Source organism: Dokdonia sp., assembly GCF_039945015.1.
Classification (GTDB): Bacteria; Bacteroidota; Bacteroidia; order Flavobacteriales; family Flavobacteriaceae; genus Dokdonia.
Genome location: NZ_JBDUXP010000020.1, coordinates 147,848 through 169,656, shown reverse-complemented (window position 1 = coordinate 169,656; position 21,809 = coordinate 147,848). Strand labels below are relative to the sequence as shown.

Annotated in this window: 20 protein-coding genes and 1 tRNA gene; 11 read left to right on the top strand and 10 right to left on the bottom strand. The window is 33.7% G+C overall.

The genetic code is table 11. From position 1 onward, the window contains the following. Nucleotides 1-201 precede the first annotated feature (201 nt). Nucleotides 202-1,866 (top strand): gliding motility lipoprotein GldJ, encoded by a 1,665-nt coding sequence (gene gldJ / locus ABJD27_RS15985; protein WP_348165894.1) that lies wholly within the window; start codon nucleotides 202-204, stop codon nucleotides 1,864-1,866. A gap of 61 nt (nucleotides 1,867-1,927) precedes the next feature. Then, nucleotides 1,928-3,202 carry a UDP-N-acetylmuramoyl-tripeptide--D-alanyl-D-alanine ligase gene (gene murF, locus ABJD27_RS15980; protein WP_348165891.1) on the top strand — a complete coding sequence of 425 codons (1,275 nt, stop codon included), beginning with the start codon at nucleotides 1,928-1,930 and terminating at the stop codon, nucleotides 3,200-3,202. A gap of 53 nt (nucleotides 3,203-3,255) precedes the next feature. Here the strand turns inward: murF and ABJD27_RS15975 are convergent. Further along, a tRNA-Val gene (locus tag ABJD27_RS15975) sits at nucleotides 3,256-3,330 on the bottom strand. Between the two features lie 153 nt (nucleotides 3,331-3,483). Between ABJD27_RS15975 and glpK the strand changes: the two genes are divergently transcribed. From glpK to def, 7 genes are all read left to right on the top strand, one after another. After that, nucleotides 3,484-6,666: a glycerol kinase GlpK gene (glpK, locus tag ABJD27_RS15970; protein WP_348166245.1), complete on the top strand. Its 3,183-nt coding sequence runs from the start codon at nucleotides 3,484-3,486 to the stop codon at nucleotides 6,664-6,666. Between the two features lie 127 nt (nucleotides 6,667-6,793). Continuing rightward, nucleotides 6,794-8,437 (top strand): solute:sodium symporter family transporter, encoded by a 1,644-nt coding sequence (locus ABJD27_RS15965; protein WP_348165888.1) that lies wholly within the window; start codon nucleotides 6,794-6,796, stop codon nucleotides 8,435-8,437. A 103-nt stretch (nucleotides 8,438-8,540) separates the two neighbouring features. Beyond that, on the top strand, nucleotides 8,541-9,557 hold the full coding sequence (gene galE / locus ABJD27_RS15960) for a UDP-glucose 4-epimerase GalE (RefSeq protein WP_348165885.1): 1,017 nt from the start codon (nucleotides 8,541-8,543) through the stop codon (nucleotides 9,555-9,557). A 199-nt stretch (nucleotides 9,558-9,756) separates the two neighbouring features. Further along, nucleotides 9,757-10,452, top strand: a complete 696-nt coding sequence (locus tag ABJD27_RS15955) for a hypothetical protein (protein WP_348165883.1) — start codon at nucleotides 9,757-9,759, stop codon at nucleotides 10,450-10,452. Nucleotides 10,453-10,741: 289 nt separating this feature from the next. Further along, complete coding sequence (locus ABJD27_RS15950; protein WP_348165880.1) at nucleotides 10,742-11,983, top strand: carboxypeptidase-like regulatory domain-containing protein; 1,242 nt, start codon at nucleotides 10,742-10,744, stop codon at nucleotides 11,981-11,983. 139 nt (nucleotides 11,984-12,122) lie between these two features. Then, nucleotides 12,123-12,773 carry a VOC family protein gene (locus tag ABJD27_RS15945; RefSeq protein ID WP_348165878.1) on the top strand — a complete coding sequence of 217 codons (651 nt, stop codon included), beginning with the start codon at nucleotides 12,123-12,125 and terminating at the stop codon, nucleotides 12,771-12,773. 18 nt (nucleotides 12,774-12,791) lie between these two features. Continuing rightward, nucleotides 12,792-13,316, top strand: a complete 525-nt coding sequence (gene def, locus ABJD27_RS15940) for a peptide deformylase (RefSeq protein WP_348165876.1) — start codon at nucleotides 12,792-12,794, stop codon at nucleotides 13,314-13,316. 12 nt (nucleotides 13,317-13,328) lie between these two features. Here def and ABJD27_RS15935 read toward each other — a convergent pair whose 3' ends face one another. Genes ABJD27_RS15935 through ABJD27_RS15920 form a run of 4 tightly spaced genes read right to left on the bottom strand, consistent with a single transcriptional unit; the run spans nucleotide 13,329 to nucleotide 16,125 of the window. Beyond that, nucleotides 13,329-14,027 carry a response regulator transcription factor gene (locus tag ABJD27_RS15935; protein WP_348202068.1) on the bottom strand — a complete coding sequence of 233 codons (699 nt, stop codon included), beginning with the start codon at nucleotides 14,025-14,027 and terminating at the stop codon, nucleotides 13,329-13,331. Further along, complete coding sequence (locus tag ABJD27_RS15930; RefSeq protein WP_348165870.1) at nucleotides 14,006-14,764, bottom strand: histidine kinase; 759 nt, start codon at nucleotides 14,762-14,764, stop codon at nucleotides 14,006-14,008. The genes ABJD27_RS15935 and ABJD27_RS15930 overlap by 22 nt, the downstream gene beginning before the upstream one ends. Then, entirely contained in the window at nucleotides 14,731-15,390 is a 660-nt protein-coding gene (locus tag ABJD27_RS15925) for a hypothetical protein (protein ID WP_348165867.1), read from the bottom strand. The genes ABJD27_RS15930 and ABJD27_RS15925 overlap by 34 nt, the downstream gene beginning before the upstream one ends. 24 nt (nucleotides 15,391-15,414) lie before the next feature. Beyond that, a complete protein-coding gene (locus ABJD27_RS15920) occupies nucleotides 15,415-16,125 on the bottom strand; it encodes a hypothetical protein (RefSeq protein ID WP_348165864.1) in 711 nt (236 codons plus the stop codon). A 247-nt stretch (nucleotides 16,126-16,372) separates the two neighbouring features. On the opposite strand from ABJD27_RS15920, the gene ABJD27_RS15915 reads away from it, so the two are divergent. Both ABJD27_RS15915 and ABJD27_RS15910 read left to right on the top strand, forming a co-directional pair. Next, the gene (locus tag ABJD27_RS15915) at nucleotides 16,373-16,759 is read left to right on the top strand and encodes a hypothetical protein (protein ID WP_348165861.1); all 387 of its coding nucleotides are present in this window, start codon (nucleotides 16,373-16,375) and stop codon (nucleotides 16,757-16,759) included. 44 nt (nucleotides 16,760-16,803) lie between these two features. Continuing rightward, nucleotides 16,804-17,916 (top strand): hypothetical protein, encoded by a 1,113-nt coding sequence (locus tag ABJD27_RS15910; protein ID WP_348165858.1) that lies wholly within the window; start codon nucleotides 16,804-16,806, stop codon nucleotides 17,914-17,916. A gap of 362 nt (nucleotides 17,917-18,278) precedes the next feature. Here ABJD27_RS15910 and ABJD27_RS15905 read toward each other — a convergent pair whose 3' ends face one another. The 5 genes from ABJD27_RS15905 to ABJD27_RS15885 form a co-directional block, all read right to left on the bottom strand. After that, nucleotides 18,279-18,623: a hypothetical protein gene (locus ABJD27_RS15905; protein ID WP_348165855.1), complete on the bottom strand. Its 345-nt coding sequence runs from the start codon at nucleotides 18,621-18,623 to the stop codon at nucleotides 18,279-18,281. A gap of 249 nt (nucleotides 18,624-18,872) precedes the next feature. Next, the gene (locus tag ABJD27_RS15900) at nucleotides 18,873-19,298 is read right to left on the bottom strand and encodes a hypothetical protein (protein WP_348165852.1); all 426 of its coding nucleotides are present in this window, start codon (nucleotides 19,296-19,298) and stop codon (nucleotides 18,873-18,875) included. 48 nt (nucleotides 19,299-19,346) lie between these two features. Next, the gene (locus ABJD27_RS15895; RefSeq protein WP_348165849.1) at nucleotides 19,347-20,567 is read right to left on the bottom strand and encodes a DUF2586 family protein; all 1,221 of its coding nucleotides are present in this window, start codon (nucleotides 20,565-20,567) and stop codon (nucleotides 19,347-19,349) included. Between the two features lie 273 nt (nucleotides 20,568-20,840). After that, nucleotides 20,841-21,017: a hypothetical protein gene (locus ABJD27_RS15890; protein WP_348165846.1), complete on the bottom strand. Its 177-nt coding sequence runs from the start codon at nucleotides 21,015-21,017 to the stop codon at nucleotides 20,841-20,843. 33 nt (nucleotides 21,018-21,050) lie between these two features. Next, nucleotides 21,051-21,674: a hypothetical protein gene (locus ABJD27_RS15885; protein ID WP_348165843.1), complete on the bottom strand. Its 624-nt coding sequence runs from the start codon at nucleotides 21,672-21,674 to the stop codon at nucleotides 21,051-21,053. Nucleotides 21,675-21,809: the final 135 nt, after the last annotated feature.

The window sequence follows — 21,809 nt, the reverse complement described above, 5'->3', positions numbered from 1 at the left end:
ATGCCAATCAATAGTATCAAAAAAGGAAGATAATTGATTATTTTTTTTTAATTACAATAATAAAGAATAAATACCGACGTTACTAATGAGTTGACTAAAACCACTAAAATAAAAATTTGATGTGCGCTTTTAACAAATTAATGTTGTCATATTAACGTTAATTATTATATTGCGATCCCAAATCTACTTAAGCAAAAACCGATGAAATTAAATCTTGCTCTAAAAATTTTTGCTATAGCTACTGTTTCCCTGGCAGTTACGAGCTGTAGTAAATCAAATAACTACAAAGACAGTTCTCGAGGAACTGGATGGAAAGTTGACGGTAAAGACGGAGGCTACAAAGCTAACACGAACTATACCGAACAAGCTACAGGACCTGGACTAGTATTTGTAGAAGGTGGAACTTTTACTATGGGTAAAGTTCAAGATGACGTTATGCATGATTGGAATAACTCTCCAAATCAACAGCACGTTCAATCATTTTATATGGACGAAACTGAAGTTACCAATAATATGTATGCAGAATACTTAGATTGGTTAAAGAAAGTTTTCCCTCCTACAGACGAAAATTATCGCAATATCTATACAGGTGCATTACCTGATACATTAGTTTGGAGAAATCGCTTAGGTTTTAACGAAACAATGACAGAAAACTATTTACGTCATCCAGCATTTCAAAACTACCCTGTTGTTGGTGTAAGCTGGCTTCAAGCTGTAGAGTTTTCTGATTGGAGATCAAACAGAGCAAATGAGTTAATTCTAGAAAAACAAGGATTTACGGCTCGTGGAGCTCGCTTTGATGTAGACGCATCTTCTACTTTTGACACAGAGACATATTTAAATTCTCCTACATTAACTTATGGAGGAAGTGATAGTCTTACAAGAGGTGGTAAAGCTAGTCAGTCTAGAATGAAAAGAAATGACAGTCTTGATATATTTGTACAACGTAAAGATGGTATCCTTTTACCAAAATATAGACTCCCAACAGAAGCAGAGTGGGAATATGCTGCATTAGGACTTTCTGAATTAAGAAGTTACAATGTATATAGAGGACGTAAAAAATATCCTTGGAATGGATCTTATACAAGATCATCATCTCGTCGTACTCGTGGTGACCATTTAGCAAACTTTAAGCAAGCAGATGGAGATTACGGAGGAATTGCAGGATGGTCTGACGATAATGCAGATATTACTGCTGCTGTTCAATCTTATGAACCTAATGATTTTGGTTTATACGATATGGCTGGTAATGTTTCTGAGTGGGTTGCCGATGTATATCGCCCTATAGTAGATGACGAGTTTAATGACTTTAACTACTACAGAGGGAATGTATATACTAAAAATGCAATAGACGAAGAAGGTAAAGTAAGAGTTGTAACAGTAGATTCTATTGTGTTTGATACACTTGCAAACGGAAAAATTGTTGCTAGAGACTTACCAGGAGAAATATTACAAGTTCCTGTAGATGAAGATGAGACATACTTACGTACTCAATTCTCTACAAGTGACAACCGTAACTTTAGAGATGGAGATAGAAGATCTACTCGATACTTTGAATCATTTGATGATGATGAAGATCCAGAAGAGAATGCAGGAAAAGTAATGTATGATGCTCCAAAGCACAGTGTAACTAGTGATAGTGATGGTAAATTAAATCGTGAATTTGATGATTCAAATACTCGTACAACACTGATCAATGATGAAGTTAGAGTTTACAAAGGAGGATCTTGGAGAGACAGAGCATATTGGTTAGATCCAGCACAACGTCGTTTCTTACCTCAAGGAATGGCAACAGATGATATTGGATTTAGATGTGCTATGTCACGTGTAGGTTCAAAATCAAAAAGCGGAAAAAGAGCTAGATAATCCTAGCCTACTATTATATTTAAAAAAGCCCTCTTGTAGGGCTTTTTTAATACCATTATTTATGAAAATAGAACAATTACATCGCTATTTTTTAGAAAGTACAGGTGTTTGTACAGATACCCGAAAACTTAAAAAAGGACAACTATACTTCGCCTTAAAAGGAGAAAATTTTAATGGAAATCTATTTGCAAAGGCTGCCTTAGAACAAGGAGCTTCTTATGCAATTGTAGACGAGACTCAAAATGATATTGACAATACAATTCTTGTTAATGATGTATTACAAATATTACAAGAACTTGCTGCATACCACAGGATTTTTCTAAACATCCCTATTATTGGACTCACAGGAAGTAATGGAAAGACAACGACAAAAGAACTTATCTATGCTGTAGTATCTCAAAAATATAATACCACAGCAACTCTAGGAAACCTCAACAACCATATTGGAGTTCCGCTTACATTGCTCTCAATGACCAAAGAAACAGAAATAGGAATTGTTGAAATGGGTGCAAATCATCAAGGAGAAATTGCCGCTCTATGTAAAATAGCAAAACCTAACTATGGGTATATTACAAATTTTGGAAAAGCGCATTTAGAAGGTTTTGGAGGTATCGAAGGAGTTATACGGGGAAAAAGTGAATTATACCAATATCTTAAAAGTACAAATAGTCTTGCATTTATAAATAAGGAAGATACTATACAAGTAAAACAATCATCTGGATTACAAATCAAGAGCTTTGCTCCTACTGATGCAGATTACTGCATCACTTTTAAGGAAGCTTCTCCTTTTGTCAGTATGACCTATAATGACCTTATCATTCATAGTCAATTAACAGGAGCATACAATGCACTAAACATTGCTGCTGCAATTGCAATAGGAACATATTTTAATGTAAATGATCAGAAAATTAAAAACGGGATAGAAAATTATACTTCAGCAAATAATCGATCACAGATTATTCAGAAAGATACGGTCACCATCATTCTAGATGCTTATAATGCAAATCCAACTAGTATGGAAGCTGCATTAAATAACCTAAGCAAGCAAGCTTCAAAAAATAAAATAGCATTTCTAGGAGATATGTTTGAAGTAGGAGAAACCACAAAAACAGAACATCAAGCTATTCTCAAACTCGCAAATGCACTTAACGTAAATACAGTTTTTGCAGTAGGACCCACATTTGGGGTATCAAAACCCGAAAACACAACGCAAGAAGTTTTTGAAACGTATACCGCTTTCGCGAAAGCGTATATACAACAAATTCCACCCGATACAACTATTCTCATTAAAGGATCACGTGGTATGGCTATGGAACGAGTACTAGATCTTATTTAAAATGATCGTTTTAAAAAAAAATCTTCAAAATTAAAATTTTGAAGATTTTTTTGTGGGTCATACTGGATTCGAACCAGTGACTTCTACCTTGTCGAGGTAACACTCTAAACCAACTGAGTTAATGACCCATTCTCATCGGTAAATATAATCAAACTAAGAACGTTATTTTGTGATGACATCAAAATGAATAAAAAATAAGTTCATCTTAGTATATGAATACAACTCAAAAAACATTCTAAGAATACTTACCTTTAATGCAGAAGGATTTGCACCCAGCAACTATGAGTAAAGAATACATCATTGCATTTGACCAAGGAACAACAAGCACACGTGCCATTATATTTAATAGAAAAGGAGAGATCTGCGCAATAGCGCAGAAAGAACTCACACAACATTACCCTCAATCTGGATGGGTAGAGCATGATCCAATTGAGATCTTTGAACATCAACAAGAGACCTTTAAGGAAGTTATAAAAAAAACTAGCATCACTATAGATCAAATTGCAGGAATTGGCATCACAAATCAGCGAGAAACCACGGTAGTATGGGACAAAACAACAGGAAAACCTATCCACAATGCTATTGTATGGTTAGATAAACGTACTACTGGAATATGTGAAAACTTAAAAGCACAAGGACTTGAGGAATACGTTGCAAAGAATACTGGACTTGTTATAGACTCTTATTTTTCAGGAACCAAAATACGATGGATTCTTGATCATGTAAAAGGAGCCCAAAAACGTGCAGAAAAAGGAGAGCTCCTTTTTGGAACTATTGACAGTTGGCTCATTTGGAAATTCACCCAAGGCAAGAATCATCTTACAGATCACTCTAATGCATCACGTACTTTGCTTTATAATATTTTAAACGTAGCATGGGATCAGACAATGCTGACTGCTTTACAAATACCAGAAATTATGCTTCCTACAGTACAGCATTCTTCTTCTAACTTTGGAAGTCTTACCTATGAAGGACACCAAATCCCAATTTATGGAGTTGCAGGTGATCAGCAAGCATCTCTATTTGGTCAAGGAGGTTATAAATCTGGAATGGCAAAAAACACCTACGGGACAGGATGTTTCATGCTCATGAATACTGGTAAAAAACCATATCACTCTAAAAATGGATTATTAACCACACTATGCGCAAGCCTCCCTTCAGATCCAGTAAAATATGCATTAGAAGGAAGTGTTTTTGTCGCAGGAGCATCTATACAATGGTTACGAGATAAATTACAAGTAATACAACAAGCAAAAGACACAGAAGCTATATGTACAACTACCACATCTCCAGATGATTTATATGTAGTCCCTGCATTTGCAGGTTTAGGAGCTCCGTATTGGGATATGAAAGCAAAAGGAGCCATTTATGGTCTTACGCTAGATGCTGGTAAAAATGAAATCATCAAAGCCACTGTAGACGCTCTAGCATATCAAACTAGAGATGTACTAGAAGCTATGGTAGAAGATAGTGGCAAACAAATGAAAGCCCTTAAAGTAGACGGAGGAGCTACAGCAAACAACTATCTTATGCAATTCCAATCGGATATTCTTAATGTAGAAGTAGATCGACCTAAAATGCTTGAAGTAACAGCACTAGGAGCTGCTTTTCTAGCTGGAATACAAGCTGGAATATGGAATAAAAAAGATATTTCAAAACTACGAGAAGTAGATACATTATTTGTGCCTGAAATTACAGAATATGAACGCTCAAAAAAGTATACTGGATGGAAACATGCAGTAGCACGCACAAAGTCTTCAAACCAAAATATGCTTTCTGTCAGAGAAGAAGGTCCCATACGTTTTTCTATTTTAGACAGACAGGCACAATTACAAAGAGCAAAAAAAGAAAAATTTGACCTCATTGTTATCGGTGGCGGTGTTACAGGAGCTGGCATTGCACTAGATGCATCTTCTAGAGGTATGAAAGTATGCCTTATAGAAAAAAATGACTTTGCATCAGGAACCAGTAATAAATCTACAAAGCTTATTCATGGAGGGCTACGCTATCTAAAACAAATGGAAATTGCACTTGTAAAAGAATCAGGTAGTGAGCGTGCTACAGTACATAAACTCGCACCACATCTAGTCGTTCCTGAGAAAATGTTACTCCCACTTATCGAAGGCGGAACCTACGGAAAAATGATGACAGCTATAGGTTTAAAAGTGTATGACTTTCTTGCAAACGTCGAAGATGAAGACAAACGGAAAATGCTTACCGCAGAAGAAACAGCTAGCAAAGAACCTTTATTAGACAAAGAACATCTTGTGGGCGGTGGTTATTATGCAGAATATCGGACAGATGATGCAAGACTCACCATAGAACTTCTTAAAAAAGCAGCATCGTATGGTGCTTGTATTATTAATTACTGTGAGATGAAGTCTTTTAATTATGATGAAAACAAAAAAATCAAAAGTTTATACTGCTATGACTACAATGCAAAGAATAGTTTTAAACTAAAAGCGCATAATTATGTATCTGCTGCTGGGCCTTGGGTAGATCTATTAAGAGAAAAAGATCACTCCAAAGACAATAAATATTTGCATTTAACAAAAGGAGTACATATTGTATTTTCAAGAGAGCGTTTCCCTTTAACACAACCTATTTATTTTGATGTCCCAGATGGACGTATGATTTTTGCTATTCCTAGAGGAAGATCAACCTATGTAGGAACAACCGACACAAACTATAACGGAAATTTAAACCGTGTTGTAGCCACTACAGAAGATGCTCATTACTTACTAAACGCTGTAAATAATATGTTTCCAAGCGTACGTCTTTCCATAGAAGATATTGAATCTAATTGGGCTGGATTGCGTCCATTAATTCACGAAGATGGAAAAGACCCTTCTGAATTATCCAGAAAAGATGAGATTTTTATTTCAAAAACGGGGCTTGTATCTATTGCGGGAGGAAAACTTACTGGATATCGAAAAATGGCGCAACGCGTGATTGATACCGTATTAAAGAATATTTCTGAAAAGAAAAAAGCACATATATTAAAATCTCACACAGAACGCATTCCTCTTACTTCTTGTCCATTAAATGATATAAAAGCAGTAATCACATATCAAAAAGAAATTGATTACACGCTTAAAACGCTTGGCATTAAAGACCCTAACTACAGTGAGTACCTTGCCACAACATATGGCAAACAAGCCGATGATATTATTCATAAAGTAGATTACTTTTTAAATGAATCTATAGATGAACGTTTAATACGTGCTGAATTATGGTATAGTGTACACCATGAGATGACAAATTCTCTTGCAGACTTTTTTGTAAGAAGAACAGGAAGGCTATATTTTGATATACACAGTGTTCATAGATACAGGAAACTCGTTCAAGAAGATTTGGTAAAGTATTTAGGATGGGACGAAGCACGTGTAGAAGATGAGAATCAATGGCTAGATATTTTACTAAAAGATGCCTCCCATTATTATGAAAAAGAAATCGAAGCCTAACTTGAAAACAACTATAACGTTATAGTAAATTAAAATGTGTACGCTTTCGCGAAAGCGTACTTAAAAAGCAACCCGATATTCAACGAAATTTCATATTTTCACTGCAATACTTTAAACTAAACGACCCATGGGAATCATTTCATTTATTGGATTTACACTATTAGTAGCAGGTTATGCCTGGTGGAAAACAAGAGGAACAGACGAAAAATCTGCAGATGGATATTACCTCGGAGGTAGAAGTCTTGGTGCAATTACAATTGCAGGTTCTTTATTACTTACCAACTTATCTGCCGAGCAAATTGTAGGTCTCAATGGACAAGCATTTTCAGAAGGAATTCTAGTAATGGCTTGGGAGACACTTGCCGCTATTGCAATGGTAATAACTGCTATATTCCTACTCCCAAAGTATATGAAAAAGGGAATTACAACCATTCCCGAGTTTATAGAAGGTCGTTTTGATGAAAATACAAAAGCAATACTCTCTGTATTATTTTTAATTGCATTTAGTATTGTACTATTACCTACGATACTATATTCTGGATCATTAGCCTTTAGTACCATGTTTGATTTACCTACACTATTAGGAATGTCTGAAGGTGCTGTTATATGGTTATGTGTTTGGAGTATTGGTTTAATAGGAATTATATATGCCATTTATGGAGGTCTTAAAGCCGTCGCAGTATCAGATCTTATAAATGCCATCGGGTTATTAGTAGGTGGATTATTAATCCCCTATTTTGGATTAAAACTAATCGGTGATGGAAGTATGATGGATGGTATTAATACATTATGGACAGAAAATCAAGATAAATTTGATGTCACAGGAGATGCTACCTCATCAATCCCAGCTGGAACTATTTTTACAGGAATGATGATTGCCCAGATGTATTATTGGGGAACCAATCAATCGATATTACAACGCGTTTTTGGAGCCAAAAGCTTAAGAGAAGGTCAAAAAGGGATGATGCTTGCCGCCTTTGTAAAATTTCTCATTCCAGTTATTGTTGTACTTCCAGGTATCATTGCTTGGCATGTGTTTAGCGGAGACCTAAGTTCTGCAGATCAAGCATATCCACAATTGGTTAAGGAAGTGCTTCCTCCAGCCTTATTAGGTTTCTTTGCAGCTGTACTTTTTGGAGCAGTGTTAAGTTCCTTTAATAGTTTATTAAATAGTAGTGCAACTCTTTTTGGGTTTGATCTTTATAAAAAGTTTTTCAAAAAAGATGCTTCTGAACATCAAGCCGTAAAAGCAGGAAAATTATTTGGCCTTTTAATAGCGGTTATTTCTATGACAATCGCACCATTTATTGCAAATGCGCCAGATGGTTTATTTGATTATATCCAACAAGCATTAGGTAGTTTAAGTGTTCCTATTCTAGCCGTAGTTGTGATTGGAATCTTAACAAAGAAAGTACCCGCTATTGGTGCAAAAATAGTAATGATTGCTGGTGTTATTATGTATTTAATAAGCATGTATCTAAGAAAACAGTTTCAAGAAACTGCATTAGCTGATGCAGATGTAAATGGAATAACAGATGCTGCTCAACTAGCCATTATTAAAGCAGAAGCCTTCCCGCATTTCCTTCATGTCATGGGAATTCTATTTGTAATTAATATTATTATTATGCTTGTTATAGGAATGCTGAAACCCAAAACAAACGTTTATGTACCTACAACAACAGAAGTTATAGATACAACGCCTTGGAAGTATGCCTATATTGTAGGAGCACTTATCACATTATTAGTATTAAGTACATACCTTATATTTTAAGATATAAGTGGTACGCTTTCGCGAAAGCGTATAAAAAATTAATATCTTGTTGTTTTATTATATTCATTTAAAAATAAGATAGCCGTTTTATGCGGTCACATATATGAAAATAGTAGTTACAGGAGGACTAGGATTCATTGGATCACATACCGTTGTAGAATTGCAAAATAATGGTCACGAAGTCGTGATTATAGATAATTGTTCTAACTCATCAAAAGAAGTACTCCAAGGGATTACAAATATCACTGGCGTTACCCCTATTTTTGAAGAGTTTGATCTAAGAGAAAAATCTAGCGTTCAGGACTTTTTTATACGCCATCACGATGTTGCAGGAGTCATTCATTTTGCTGCTTCTAAAGCTGTAGGTGAGAGCGTTAAAGAGCCTCTACTCTATTATGAGAATAATATTGCAACATTAATTTACATCCTTCAGGAATTACAAAAGAAATCTGAAGCAAGTTTTATATTTAGTTCTTCTTGCACTGTATATGGACAGGCTGATGAATTACCAATTACAGAAAATGCTCCTGTAAAACCGGCCGAATCTCCATACGGGAATACCAAACAAATAGGGGAAGAGATTATACGAGACACTTGTAAAATAGCATCACATCTCAAAGCCATATCACTACGTTATTTTAATCCTATAGGAGCGCATCCTTCGGCAGAAATTGGAGAATTACCCATAGGTGTTCCTCAAAACCTTGTCCCTTTTATTACCCAAACTGCTATTGGATTAAGAGAGCAATTATCTGTTTTTGGAGACACCTATCCTACTCCTGATGGAACGGCTATACGTGATTATATACACGTTGTAGACCTTGCCAAAGCGCATGTAGTAGCTCTAGAACGTTTACTTACTGACAATAACAAAGGAAATTACGAGGTGTTTAATGTAGGAACTGGCGTTGGGAGTTCTGTACTAGAGGTTATTACTTCTTTTGAAAAAGCATCTAACAAATCTCTTAATTACAAAATTGTAGATAAACGAGAAGGTGATGTGATTGCAGCTTATGCAGATACTAGTAAAGCAAATGATGATTTAGGTTGGAAAGCTAGTAGTTCTCTAGATGATGCCATTGCATCTGCATGGACTTGGGAACAAAAAGTGCGAAGTTAATTTACTCCGTTTATCCCTCTTTAAAAACACAGTTTTTCATTTTTACATTTTACGTAATGTGATACTTACAAAAGCATTTCAAAGGCTTTGATATGTTAAATTTTATGCTTTTACCGTAATTTTAAGGTTAATTTGTGTCGGGGTTTACCTTCCTATAGGTGAAAATTATTTATTTTTGCGCTTCAAAAAACTAAGAATTATGTTAAAAACCCTAATCGTTGCGCTACTATTATGTACTCCTGTAGTGTTTGGTCAAAATGAAGGTGTAAATCCTAACAACAACGTCCTAATTGGCCTAACAAATCTCGGAGCAAATAGAGCTGCTTTTGGATCGTCATCTATTATTAGAAACCCTAGAAAACCTATTGATGGATCTGTATATATTTATGAAGATTGGTCTAACAACGCAACAGTTTCTTCTGAAGAAACAACAGTGAGATTGGACAATCTTAATTTTAATGCACAACGTAATGCTTTTCAATCTAAAATAGGAAGAGATACCGTTTTTACTTTCAACTTTAGAAACCTTAATAAGGTTGTTGTTAAAAACAAAACATTTAAAAACGTATACTCTCCTAAACATCAAAAAAGCAGAGTGTTTGAAGTAGTTACAGAAACAAAAGATTTTACTATTTATAAAGATTACCGTATAGAGATTAAAGAAGGGAATCCTAACCCTCAACGTGGAGCTGCTAATGATAAGTATTTATTACGTTTTGATTATTATGTAAGTCAAGGTGAGAATTTTGACAAGTTTCAACTTAAAAAATCTAAAGTCCTCAAACTTATGGGAGATAAAGCTGACCAAGTAGAAGCTTATATAAAAACGAATAAGTTAAAGATTAAAAGAGATAATGACTTTGCAAAAGTAATTACATATTACAATTCTCTATAACGATATCTCTTAAAAAATACGACTCCCTAGTATATCTTACTAGGGAGTTTTTTATGCTAAATCATAAGATTTAAAGTCCGGAAATGTTAAAGTTCTACAAAAAAATGATGTTCCCGACGATACGTTACTGTAGCCTATAGGAATACGGTTAAAAAATCGTATCTTATATGTGAATAAGCTAAGCTATAGCTTATCCTTCTAAAAACATATTCTTATGAAAATTTCTTATTTTTTACCACAAAAAATAGGAAAATTAATTTCAGCTACTCTTTTATTAATTTTCCTTAGTATGTCCACGCATACATTCGCACAAACAAATGATTCCTATATAGAGATTAATGGGAACGTTGTCAATATCATTACTGGAGAACCTATTATCGCAGCATCTATCCAAGAAGTAAACAGTAACGCAAGTACAATTACAAATACTGAAGGTGCTTTTTTATTAAAAATTAATAACTCTGGTACTATTACTTTAAAAGTTGATGCTCTTGGATTTAAACCAAAAACAGTTACTGTTTCAAAAAGCAATGTAAATGACCTACATATTGCCTTACAAACTTCATCTATTGAGCTTACCGAAGTAAATATAACTACTTACAAAAATGCTAGAGATCTTGTAGATAAAGTATTTGCAAAAAAACGTACTAATTACTTAGGTGACAAAACACTGATGACCGCTTTTTATAGAGAGACTATAAAAAAGAGAAATAAAAATGCATCCTTAGCCGAAGCTGTTTTGAATCTTTATAAGCAACCCTATGATGATGCAAAACAAGATGTTATAAAGCTTGTAAAATCTAGGAAGAATACAGATTATTCAAAATTAGATACAATAGCATTAAAACTACAAGGAGGCCCCTTTAGCACTCTATACATAGATTTAATGAAGTATCCAGAATATGTCTTTACATCTTATACAATGGAAGGCTATGATTTTGAATTTGGTCCATCTTCAGAAATAAATGGCGCTACCGTTTATACTGTAGAGTTTAAGCAAAAAGATAATGTTATTGATCCGCTTTACAACGGGAAACTCTACATTAACACAAATTCTTTAGCTCTTGTTAAAGCTACTTTTAGTCTTAACCTTTCTAATCAAAGTGAAGTGATTAATTTATTAGTCAAAAGAAAGCCTGATAACGTACGCATCAAAGCAAAAAACATAGAATATACTGTAGACTACCGTGAGAAAAACGGAAAATGGTATTACGGATATAGTAAAGCAAATCTCACATTTGAAGTAAAAAAACGACGTAGATTATTTAAATCTACCTATTCATTAACCTGTGAAATGGCAGTAACAGACTGGGAGTTATTTGACAACACACAAGATTGGAGTTCAAAAAATACACTCAGTTCTTCTATCATTATGTCTGATGAAGCATCTGGTTTTTCTGATCCAAAATTTTGGGGTGAATACAATGTAATAGAGCCTGAAAAATCAATCGAATCTGCTATTAGAAAAATACAAAGAAGATTACAAAAAGAAGATGGCAAGACAGAGGCCTCTGTAGGAAAGAAACCATAAATTTGAGTTTCCTTTATACAAGAACAAAAGAGACTGTCTAAAAAGTAATATATCGTGTCACAAAAACCTCGCGTTTAACCTGATCAAGTAATTTACTTTTTAGACAGTCTCTTTTTACATGAATTACCTATCTTAATTTGTGATTAAAATAAATAGCGTTATCAAAAGAAAAATTGACCACATTGTATATGCTGTTTCAAATCTTGATGAAGCCATTAAAGTATTTGAAAAAGCAACAGGTATTTCTCCCATTTTTGGAGGGTATCATACTACCGAAGGCACAAAAAACGCACTTGTAAACCTACAAGATGGTGTGTATTTAGAATTCATTGCTATTGATGAAACAAATCTAAAAGTTCCCAAAGACAGATGGATGGGTATCGATCTATTGACTAAAAATCAAGTTACTCGATTTGCATTAAAATCCAATGACCTCATCTCAGACAGCACTATTTTAAAAAGATACAACTCTGCTATGGGTACAAAGAAGGAAGGATCTCGTCATACAGTGACTGGAGCTTTACTACAATGGGAATTACTAATGCCTCTAGCAACTCCTGAAGTAGAGCTCATCCCTTTTATATTAGATTGGTCTACATCAGAAATGCATCCTCATGATATGTTGCCAGATATGAATTGTACACTTATAGAGCTTTATGCAACACACCCTAAGCCAGAAAGCATATCCCCTTTTTTAGACCAACTAGCGTATCATTTACGTATAGAAAAAAGCAACATCATTTCATTGCGACTTACACTCAATACCCCTAATGGTATTGTTCATTTATAAATTATATACTAATTAATCATGGCAGTATTAGACGTTGTAAAAATGGGAAATCCACTATTAAGAAAAGTTTCTGCTCCAGTTGGAGAAGAGTTAAAAACAACTCTTTTTCAACAAACTATTACTGATATGGTAGCGACTATGCGTTTTCAAAATGGAGCTGGTATCGCAGCTCCTCAAGTAGGTATTCTAAAACGTGCCTTTACTATGGAAATGGTAGAGAATCCTCGTTATCCAGATAAAAATCCCTTTCCGTTATACATTGTTATTAATCCAGAAATAGAAATTCTAGACAAAACTCTTGTAGACAGTTGGGAAGGATGTCTTTCTATTCCTAATATACGAGGGAAATTAAAACGTTATAAACGTATTTTATTAAAAGCGATCGATCATAATGGAACGTTTTTCCAAAAAGAATTAGACGGTTTTGCGGCTATTGTAGCACAACATGAACTTGATCATCTTAATGGGACATTATTAATAGATAGGATGGACTCTATGGAAACACTTAGTTTTCAAGAGGAATATGAGAAGTACTGGATGTAATATATTTTATTTTCAAGTAATTTTTACAAGTTCGTGCTTAAGAGCGTACACAACAAGTCCTGCTATATTACGAACACCTAATTTACTAACTAAATTTTTTCTATGTCCTTCTATAGTTCTTGCACTTAGAAAAAGAAGTTCAGCAATCTCATTATTGGTATGTTCTTTACATATAAGTTCTAATACTTGAAGTTCTCTAGGAGTAATAGCCACTGGAATGTCTAAATCTCTATGACTCTTTCCTTTATATCGAATTACCTTTTGTAATAATGAATTAATTTTATCATTAAAATAATAGTCATTTTCAAGCACTAATTTTATACTCTCAATCACCTCATCTGGATGTGCATTTTTAAACAGGTATCCATGAGCACCAAGTTCTATCATACGAATAATATGTCTAGCACTATCGTGCATACTTAACACAACAATTTTAATAGAAGGAAAGTTTTTAATCAATACAGAAGCTGTATCAAAACCATCCATTTCTGGCATTCTAATATCTAACAAAATAATATCTGGTAATTGTAATGAAGTATTTATTTTTTCTAATAATACCTTCCCATTATTTGCTTCAAGTATAACTTCAAATTGAGAATATCCTTGAAGAATTTTTATAATACCAGCTCTAAATAAGTCGTGGTCATCTGCTATGGCTATTTTTATATTATCTTCTTCTATAAGCATTTCTATAATTTTAATGTCAAACAAGCTTCCATTCCTTTAGGAACTCTACTTTTAATATCAAATGTTGCTCCAAGTATTTTTGAGCGATTCATCATATTTTTCATACCACTCCCTTTACCTTTAGCATTGATTACAAAACCTTCACCATTATCCTTGTATATAAGGACAAATACATTTTTATTATATATTACTGACAGATCAATTTGAGATGATTTTGAATGTTTAATTGTATTACTTAACAACTCTTTACAAATTCTGTATATAGCTAATTCTTTAGAAAAGTCCATACGTTCTTCCTTTCCTTTGCATTTAAAATAAACATCTAACTGTCCGCTTTCTTGTATTTGATAGCACAAATCACTTAGTGTTGCTATTAATCCATACGTTTCTAATGCTTGAGGTGTAATATTATAAGAGATCTCTCTTACACTATGTAGCAACTCATTTAGTTGTCGTCTAATCCCTTTAACTTTTTCCTTAACTGGAAGCTGAAAATGGTTTTCTAATCCAGAAATTGACAATAAAATAGTAGAAATTCCTCCTCCAATTTCATCATGCAAATCGGCTGCAAAACGTTTACGTTCTTCTTCCTGAATTGCTATAGCTGTTTGAATTAAATCCTGTTGATGTACTAATTGTTCTTCTATAATTTTTCGTTTATAGATTAGTACAAATAGTATAATAGAAACGGCTAGTAAAAACATACCTGCCATACCTACAATAAGTATTAATGAGAAATCTTCTGATTGGATGCTATCCATATACCAACTGTGATTAATACATAATGAACGATAAGAAAAATACCATGAATACCCCAAACTTCTCTTATTTTATAACTACTTAAATTAAGTAATAGGTTACTAAACCCAAACAACAAGAAAGCGCTAGAAAAATAAATAAGTACTGCTGCATTTATCCAGAAAGAAGCACTGCACTCCAGTCGATATACTCTTTTTTCTTTAAATATCTTAACATAATAAGCTATAGAAAAAAAACTTAACAATATACTTTCTACAGATCTACTATTAGTATTAAAAGTTTCTAGTCCTTCCCAAAAAATACTATTTACTATTGCAAAGAGCACAAATACAATTCCAATCCAAAAAACAATACGTTTCATAAATTTGCTTTCAAAAAGCAAATAGAAAATAACGGCCCAACCACAAAATTCTATAACGGTATAATAGTGTAATAAATACAAGTTATTCTCTTTAATACTCCATAAATACCTAGCGACGATAGATATTAGAGCTGAGATTACTAGTAAGCCTGATAGCAATCGTAATGTTCTACTTAGATATTTAAAACGCCAACAAGCAACGATTAACGGAACAATGATAGCTACTTGTGCTACCTTGATAATTACATCGAAAAAAACAATACTCAAAGGCATGATTATTATATAACTACATTAAATATTATGATATAAAGGACTTGAGGCATCGCACTCACTTACTAGAATTGCATCTTTCCCACACGGAGAAATCTTATTTACCTGACAATAAGCTGTCTCTACATCTTCTCCTTTATCATTTACTCCTATCATAATTGCGAGTGTTTTTCCTTCTTTATCTATTCCGAAATAAATACGAACCCTAGAAGCATTCATCCTATCCATAGTTAGAAATAACTGATCTAATCCAAATAGGAATGATTTGATATCATATTGTTGTTGCCAAGCAAGTGTCCAACTAAATGCTTCTTCTATAGATAATTCCTGAAGTCGTTCTTTACACGATAATTCAGGGAGATTATTCACAACTGTATGTTGTATTTCTTCGTTACATTGTGAAATACTATTTGTATGATATAAAGGGCTTGAGATATCACAGGTAGATGGGCAAGGCATAGGAAAGTTATACACTTTACTATTTTCACTATTCTGAATAATATCGTTTTTAGAAGCAGTGACACCTACAGCAAGCATATCTGCACATCCATTTTTTTTAAGTCCCATGTAAAAACGTATTGCATCACTTCCTTCTTCTTCTTGAATACAGTTAAGTTCATTACGATGAAATAGGAATGCATTTAATGGGTATTTGTTTTGCCAACGTTCTGTATATACTTGAGCATCTTCTATAGATAGAGTACTCCAATGATGATGTAGTGATGTGTCCATAAATCTTAGTATAAATAATCTATACAATATTACAAGATTGTGCACTAATATAAACCCGTAATAACACGTAAAAACATCCTCGTATTTTCCCGTGGTATAATTAGACAAGTTTTACTCTTTCTTAAAACCTCAACTTCTATCAACTTTGTTACCAGTTAATTACCTTTCATAAAGCTTTTGGATCCACAGCTCTTTGTAGAAAGATAATTACATACATAATCATTTTATTAATTATAAAAATATAACGATGAGTAAGCATTCGATAAAAATAAAATCAATTTATTGCACAGCTCCTTCAGAGCTTAATATTACAGATGGAGACGAAGTATACTTAGTCTGTCAAGCAGATGGTGGTATTCCAATTCACATTCCAGGGGGTCTAAATGAGGCTCATAATATGGAAGCAAAAGATACTTGGGATTTAATAGATGACAAAGGAAATCATCTTATACTCAATTTTGAGTATGAAGTACTTGTCACTCTTTGGGATCATGACTTAAATAATGATCCAAATCTAGCTACTTATCTCCAAAGTCATGATTTTGAGCCTGGAAGTGGGAGCAGTTCCATTCATTTACAAAACAAAAGAGATAACAAAGCTGACTATACGATCTATTATGAATACATCGATTAAATCGCTATTACAGTAACATTTATAATCATAAATACTATTTTATCATGAATACATTATTAGAAACTCAAATTGCAAATTATGCAGGCATATATCAATCTATGACTTCTCAAGAAGTTATAAAATCAAAACAAGAACCTGCGCTTACAGACTCAGAAAAAGAAGTTCTCCTTGAAGCTCAAAAAGCTTGGAAAGAGTATAGTGAATCTTCTAGGGGTCAGGTAGAATTAAAAACGATCACAACTGCTGACGTTCCTCAAATTCAACAAAAAATTGCAGACATCCTTGACAGTTCAGAATTTGCACAATTAAAACAGCTTCTAGACTCATTAGATTTACCTACTAGTAGTTTTTCTTTCGGGTTTAATGTCCAAATAGAATTCATCATAGGGTTTACTGCAACTATAGGAATGGCCATAGGAATAGGCGATTCTAAAGGAGTTGCAGCTTCAGAGTTCTTAACTATTGGAATAACTGAAGGCATTGATGAAGGTGGTCTGGCTGGTGTACAATTTGGAATATGGAAAAATGCTCCTGCCGATCTAGGTGGGTATTCTTGGAGTACTGAAGTAGATATTGGATTTGCTATAGAAGGAGGTGTTGCAGTTTCTTATACTGCATCTGGAGGTGTTTTGGGAGCAACCCTCACTATAGGTGGTGGCGAAGAAGATGGTGTAGACGAAGAAGAAAGCTATACTTTTATTCTTGATTCCCAAGAAAATGATGGAGATGGTTATTTAAAACCTGCATTCCAACCTCGTAAAAACAATTTATTAATCATCTCAAGTGTTTCTTGCTCCGACGCCTCAAATGATGATGTAGGAAGCGATACAGACGAAGTTTATTTTACTTTCCAAGCAGATGGTGATACGTTATATCATTACCCCACCTATGATCGTTATAGCATGCAGCAAGGAGATACTTGGAACTGTGGGCGTTCTGTATGGTTTGATCAATCTGTCGTTGTCCATATCTATGATGAAGACAATAATATTATTGGAAGTGATGATGAACATTTAGGAGATTATACCATTAACATTTCTGATTTAACACTTGGGCAGACAAAAACATATAATAGCACAAAAGATTATTCAAGTTGGGATGATAATATTGGGTATGCTATACATGTAAAGCTCGTCGCAAAAGACGTTGAAAACTAATTATATTATGGTTCGGTTATTTTATAAAAAGTAGCCGAACTATTATTTTCTTTATAAGGTTTTCTTTTGGGATTATGTATGACATTACTATCTCAGAATGAAATAGAGGTTATGTATTAGTCAGTTTGCGTTAGGGATAGATGCGGCATCCTCGGAGTTATCACTGTAAGTGATGATGTAGAGATATAGCGGAAAGCCCGACCTTTTAAAATCGTATGTATACATATATACTCAGTGCTTCTGTAGCGACAGATTTTGATTTTATATCTTATTTATATAAAAAGGGAACGCCCTACATAATTTATGAGGGATACGTAACATCATTGTTATTTTACTTCTGGTATTTTACTATATACTAATAATTAGAGTACTTCTATTTTTACTGGCTTGGGTTGTATATGATCTGAAAATGCTGTGGTGATATTTAAACGCAAATCGTCATCTTGCTCTATAGCGCCATCTCCTCCTAAATAACAATTTTTAAAGAGTATTTCTAAGGCTTTAAACTCATCCATTTTTGAAGCTTGTAATACTGCAGATCGTATACTAATGTCCGGTTTTCTGAAATAGGCATATCGTTTGTTTGCGTCATCGTCTTCAATTTGCAACTTTACAACACGTCCATATTTATTCTTCCAGGTGTTAAACTGTCCTTGAGTAATATTACCGTCCAACACTTTTGTAATATCTTTTACTTGGGTATTCATGGTTTTTTTATAGGTTTAAAAAATGAGAAAGACTGCCTTTTAGATGTGTGGCAAGAAGATCTTAAAAGCAGTCTTTTGCGAGTGATATGCGAGTTCAACTAGACGCTACAAACGTTTCTTAATTATTGTTTGTTTTGCCCGTTTAGGGTCTTGTGAAGTCACATATAAAAGTAATGTCTGGTAGTGTGGTGCGTGTATGATAAAAACATATGCTTTTTACACGCTAGCCAGGCTTTTTATATTACTTTTTTAGCTCCACTCAATATGAGAACAAATAAGATCTAAAGAAACCTCAATTTTTGTATCTCCTTGATTAATACCACGTGTGTTTGTATTAAACTCACAGTTACGTATTACATGTGTGATAATATCATTACTATCATCTAGGTAGCTTACTACGATATCAAAAGCAGGAACGTCTTGTAAACGTCTTCCTCTTGGTAGTGCTGCGATGATTGCTTCTACTTCATAATTATATAATGTGATAGAGGCTTTTGCTTCGTATTTACCACGTCCTCTGTGTACTGGAAAGTCTCCTGCTCCATAGTGGTTCTCCTTCATCACTGAATCGTCATAATTTACAGAGGTGATCCCTGTCACGATGTTGTCTAACATACGTACTTCTATAGAAGACCAGCTATGTTGTTGTCCGTTTATTAATGGTAATGCATTCATATTTTAAATTCTAATTTTCTTTGTGAATAATTTTTTTAAAAGCTAGTCTTATGCTCCTAGTCCAAATGGATTTTTAAATCCAAGGTCTACGATAATTTTACGAGCTGTTCCTACTGGTGTTACTTCTGCCTTGATACGTAACTGAGATGTTGCTAGAATATCTTGAGAAGGATCTACAAACACGTCAAATACTGATACTTCTTGATTTGATACCATTCCTTCTAAAGCTGCACGACATAATGTCTCAAATCCTTTTGTTACGGATGGAGCTAATAATCCAGCTTCGTTTACAAGAACTGGCGATGCTAGTTTTGGTAACAATGCTGTGCGTAATAAACGTGCTGCTTTGTTAATGGTACGGTTGTTTTCTATGTATGCAAAATCTGATGTACCTAATGTTGCTGTATGGCTATCATTAAAGTAAACTCCTGATAATCCTGTATGTGTTCTTGCAAATACATAACGATTTGCATTTAACGTTTCAAGATCTCCTTGTGTTTTTACTTCTTCTCCTCCTACAAATCCAGCTTTTGAAAATCCAGCTCCTGAAAGGTTAAATTGTTCTACCCAAGCAATATTTTCTGATACTTTTGCACGAGAGATTGCTCCTAATGTCATACCAACTGCTGCTGAGTTTGATAAACCTTTTCCTCCTTGTAATACAGGTTTTGCTGCTTCTACATCCATTGCTACAACGATAGATACGTTGCTCGCATTAAGTTCTGCAAGGTCTGGTGTCGTAGATGCTCCAGCAGATAATACTGTTCCAAATCCTTTTCCTTCTAAGACTACTTCAAAAGGCATATAATCTACATATGCTTCATCTGCTTGTACTTGTGCAACTTGTGCTGCTGCTGTTGATGCTGCAAAATCTGCTACTCCAGAATAGATAATTCCCATTTGGCGAATTTCTCCATCTGCAGACTCTTGAAATGCTTTTGCTTTTTCTACTATTTCAGTATATGAAATACCTGTCGTTGCTTGAATAAATAAATCTCCTGATGAATTTAATCTAAAATACTGTTGGATTTGGTAATATGCAGATTGTCCATTTGTATCATATCCTTCGTTAATTCCTAATGCTTCAGCATCTTCTAACGAGGATAAACGATACGTTTTGTCTTGATCTAAACCAGCAACACCAGACGTTCCATCTTCTGCTATTGCATTTCCGTCGAATAATAATCCAGATACCATGTCTTGACTAGGATTTCTTCTTCCTAATCCGCCTGAAAGTTTGTTAATTATTACGTCATTTAATGTACCCATAATTTAATTTTAATGTTAAGGTTTTAATTATTTTACTTTTTATTTGTATTAAAATTTGAGCATAAAAAGGTCCGTATGGAGCATTGTTATGCTTCATATAATCTTAGTATCCAAAAATTTAGAATGAAGTTCTTCTTTAGAACTAAAGAAGAATTTTGATCTTTATGCGATCAACAATATTTGATATTAGGAGTGCGCTTAATCCTTATTACAAACACATTATTTTTTCTACACTGATCATAGCTATTTAAAAATCAGTATTGTAATAGTCAATTATGATGCTTTAAGTTGTACCCCTTCGTTTATGATGGTATAGATAGTACGCTCTGTTACAAACAATTTTTCTGAAAGTTCATTTACAATTACTTTCATTTGTTTTTGTTGATTTTCTTGTACATAATCTAATACAAATGCTCTTCTTTTTTCTAATAGTTTATTACTTCGTCTCATAGCTTATTATTATTATACGTTATACTTATTTTCTTAATTATTATTTCTTAATGGAGGATCAATAAATTCATCTATTTCTATGTCTTCAAGAGAAATAAATTCTCCAGTAGGTCCTTCGGTTAATGTATATCCCTGACTTATTAAATCTTCTTCTGAAACTCCATTATAAATGAGTCTATATCGCTTCTTAAGTTCCGTTTCTACAAGTGTGGTTTTATATGAAATTTCCCAAATGAAATAATTTGTTTTTTCCCAGTTATCTTGTTCGTGATTACAATACTGCTTCTCTTTTATTTTAAAAGTTGAGTTTGTGTTAAGCATTGCTCCAGTAGATCGCGTCGTTTCTTCCCTGGAAAGAATAGCTTTATCAATGTTTTGAGAAATATCAAATACATCTTCATAACTTTGAGCACTAGCTAGTGTTCCTTGTAATGGTAATATGATATAAATACAAAAGGTCACATCTGCTTTATAGGTTTGTTCTGAAGAAGTTTCCCAGTCTACACAATCATATTTAAACAAAAGTGTAGGTGTACTAATAGGAGGATTTCTAAAAACATTATCATTATATAATGTTATATCTGGTATGGAACCACTAAATCCCATCTCAGCTTCTATACGTTCCTTTTTATCTAAATAAAATTCTCTTAAAATCATTTGTTTGTTTATTTGTATCAAATATCTAACATATGTTGTTAATATGCAAATATTATTTTGTAATAATACTGTCTTTTCAGTAAAATTTAACACATTTCACATATTTTTACGTAAAAAAGTTCACTAAAAATTGTA

Coding starts and splice junctions, on each gene's coding strand:
- ABJD27_RS15950 (WP_348165880.1), top strand. CDS start 10,742: ATGTCCACGCATACATTCGCACAAACAAATGATTCCTATATAGAGATT.
- ABJD27_RS15890 (WP_348165846.1), bottom strand. CDS start 21,017: ATGAGACGAAGTAATAAACTATTAGAAAAAAGAAGAGCATTTGTATTA.
- glpK (WP_348166245.1), top strand. CDS start 3,484: ATGAGTAAAGAATACATCATTGCATTTGACCAAGGAACAACAAGCACA.
- ABJD27_RS15920 (WP_348165864.1), bottom strand. CDS start 16,125: ATGGACACATCACTACATCATCATTGGAGTACTCTATCTATAGAAGAT.
- murF (WP_348165891.1), top strand. CDS start 1,928: ATGAAAATAGAACAATTACATCGCTATTTTTTAGAAAGTACAGGTGTT.
- ABJD27_RS15885 (WP_348165843.1), bottom strand. CDS start 21,674: ATGATTTTAAGAGAATTTTATTTAGATAAAAAGGAACGTATAGAAGCT.
- galE (WP_348165885.1), top strand. CDS start 8,541: ATGAAAATAGTAGTTACAGGAGGACTAGGATTCATTGGATCACATACC.
- def (WP_348165876.1), top strand. CDS start 12,792: ATGGCAGTATTAGACGTTGTAAAAATGGGAAATCCACTATTAAGAAAA.
- ABJD27_RS15930 (WP_348165870.1), bottom strand. CDS start 14,764: ATGGATAGCATCCAATCAGAAGATTTCTCATTAATACTTATTGTAGGT.
- ABJD27_RS15905 (WP_348165855.1), bottom strand. CDS start 18,623: ATGAATACCCAAGTAAAAGATATTACAAAAGTGTTGGACGGTAATATT.
- ABJD27_RS15910 (WP_348165858.1), top strand. CDS start 16,804: ATGAATACATTATTAGAAACTCAAATTGCAAATTATGCAGGCATATAT.
- gldJ (WP_348165894.1), top strand. CDS start 202: ATGAAATTAAATCTTGCTCTAAAAATTTTTGCTATAGCTACTGTTTCC.
- ABJD27_RS15895 (WP_348165849.1), bottom strand. CDS start 20,567: ATGGGTACATTAAATGACGTAATAATTAACAAACTTTCAGGCGGATTA.
- ABJD27_RS15965 (WP_348165888.1), top strand. CDS start 6,794: ATGGGAATCATTTCATTTATTGGATTTACACTATTAGTAGCAGGTTAT.
- ABJD27_RS15915 (WP_348165861.1), top strand. CDS start 16,373: ATGAGTAAGCATTCGATAAAAATAAAATCAATTTATTGCACAGCTCCT.
- ABJD27_RS15955 (WP_348165883.1), top strand. CDS start 9,757: ATGTTAAAAACCCTAATCGTTGCGCTACTATTATGTACTCCTGTAGTG.
- ABJD27_RS15900 (WP_348165852.1), bottom strand. CDS start 19,298: ATGAATGCATTACCATTAATAAACGGACAACAACATAGCTGGTCTTCT.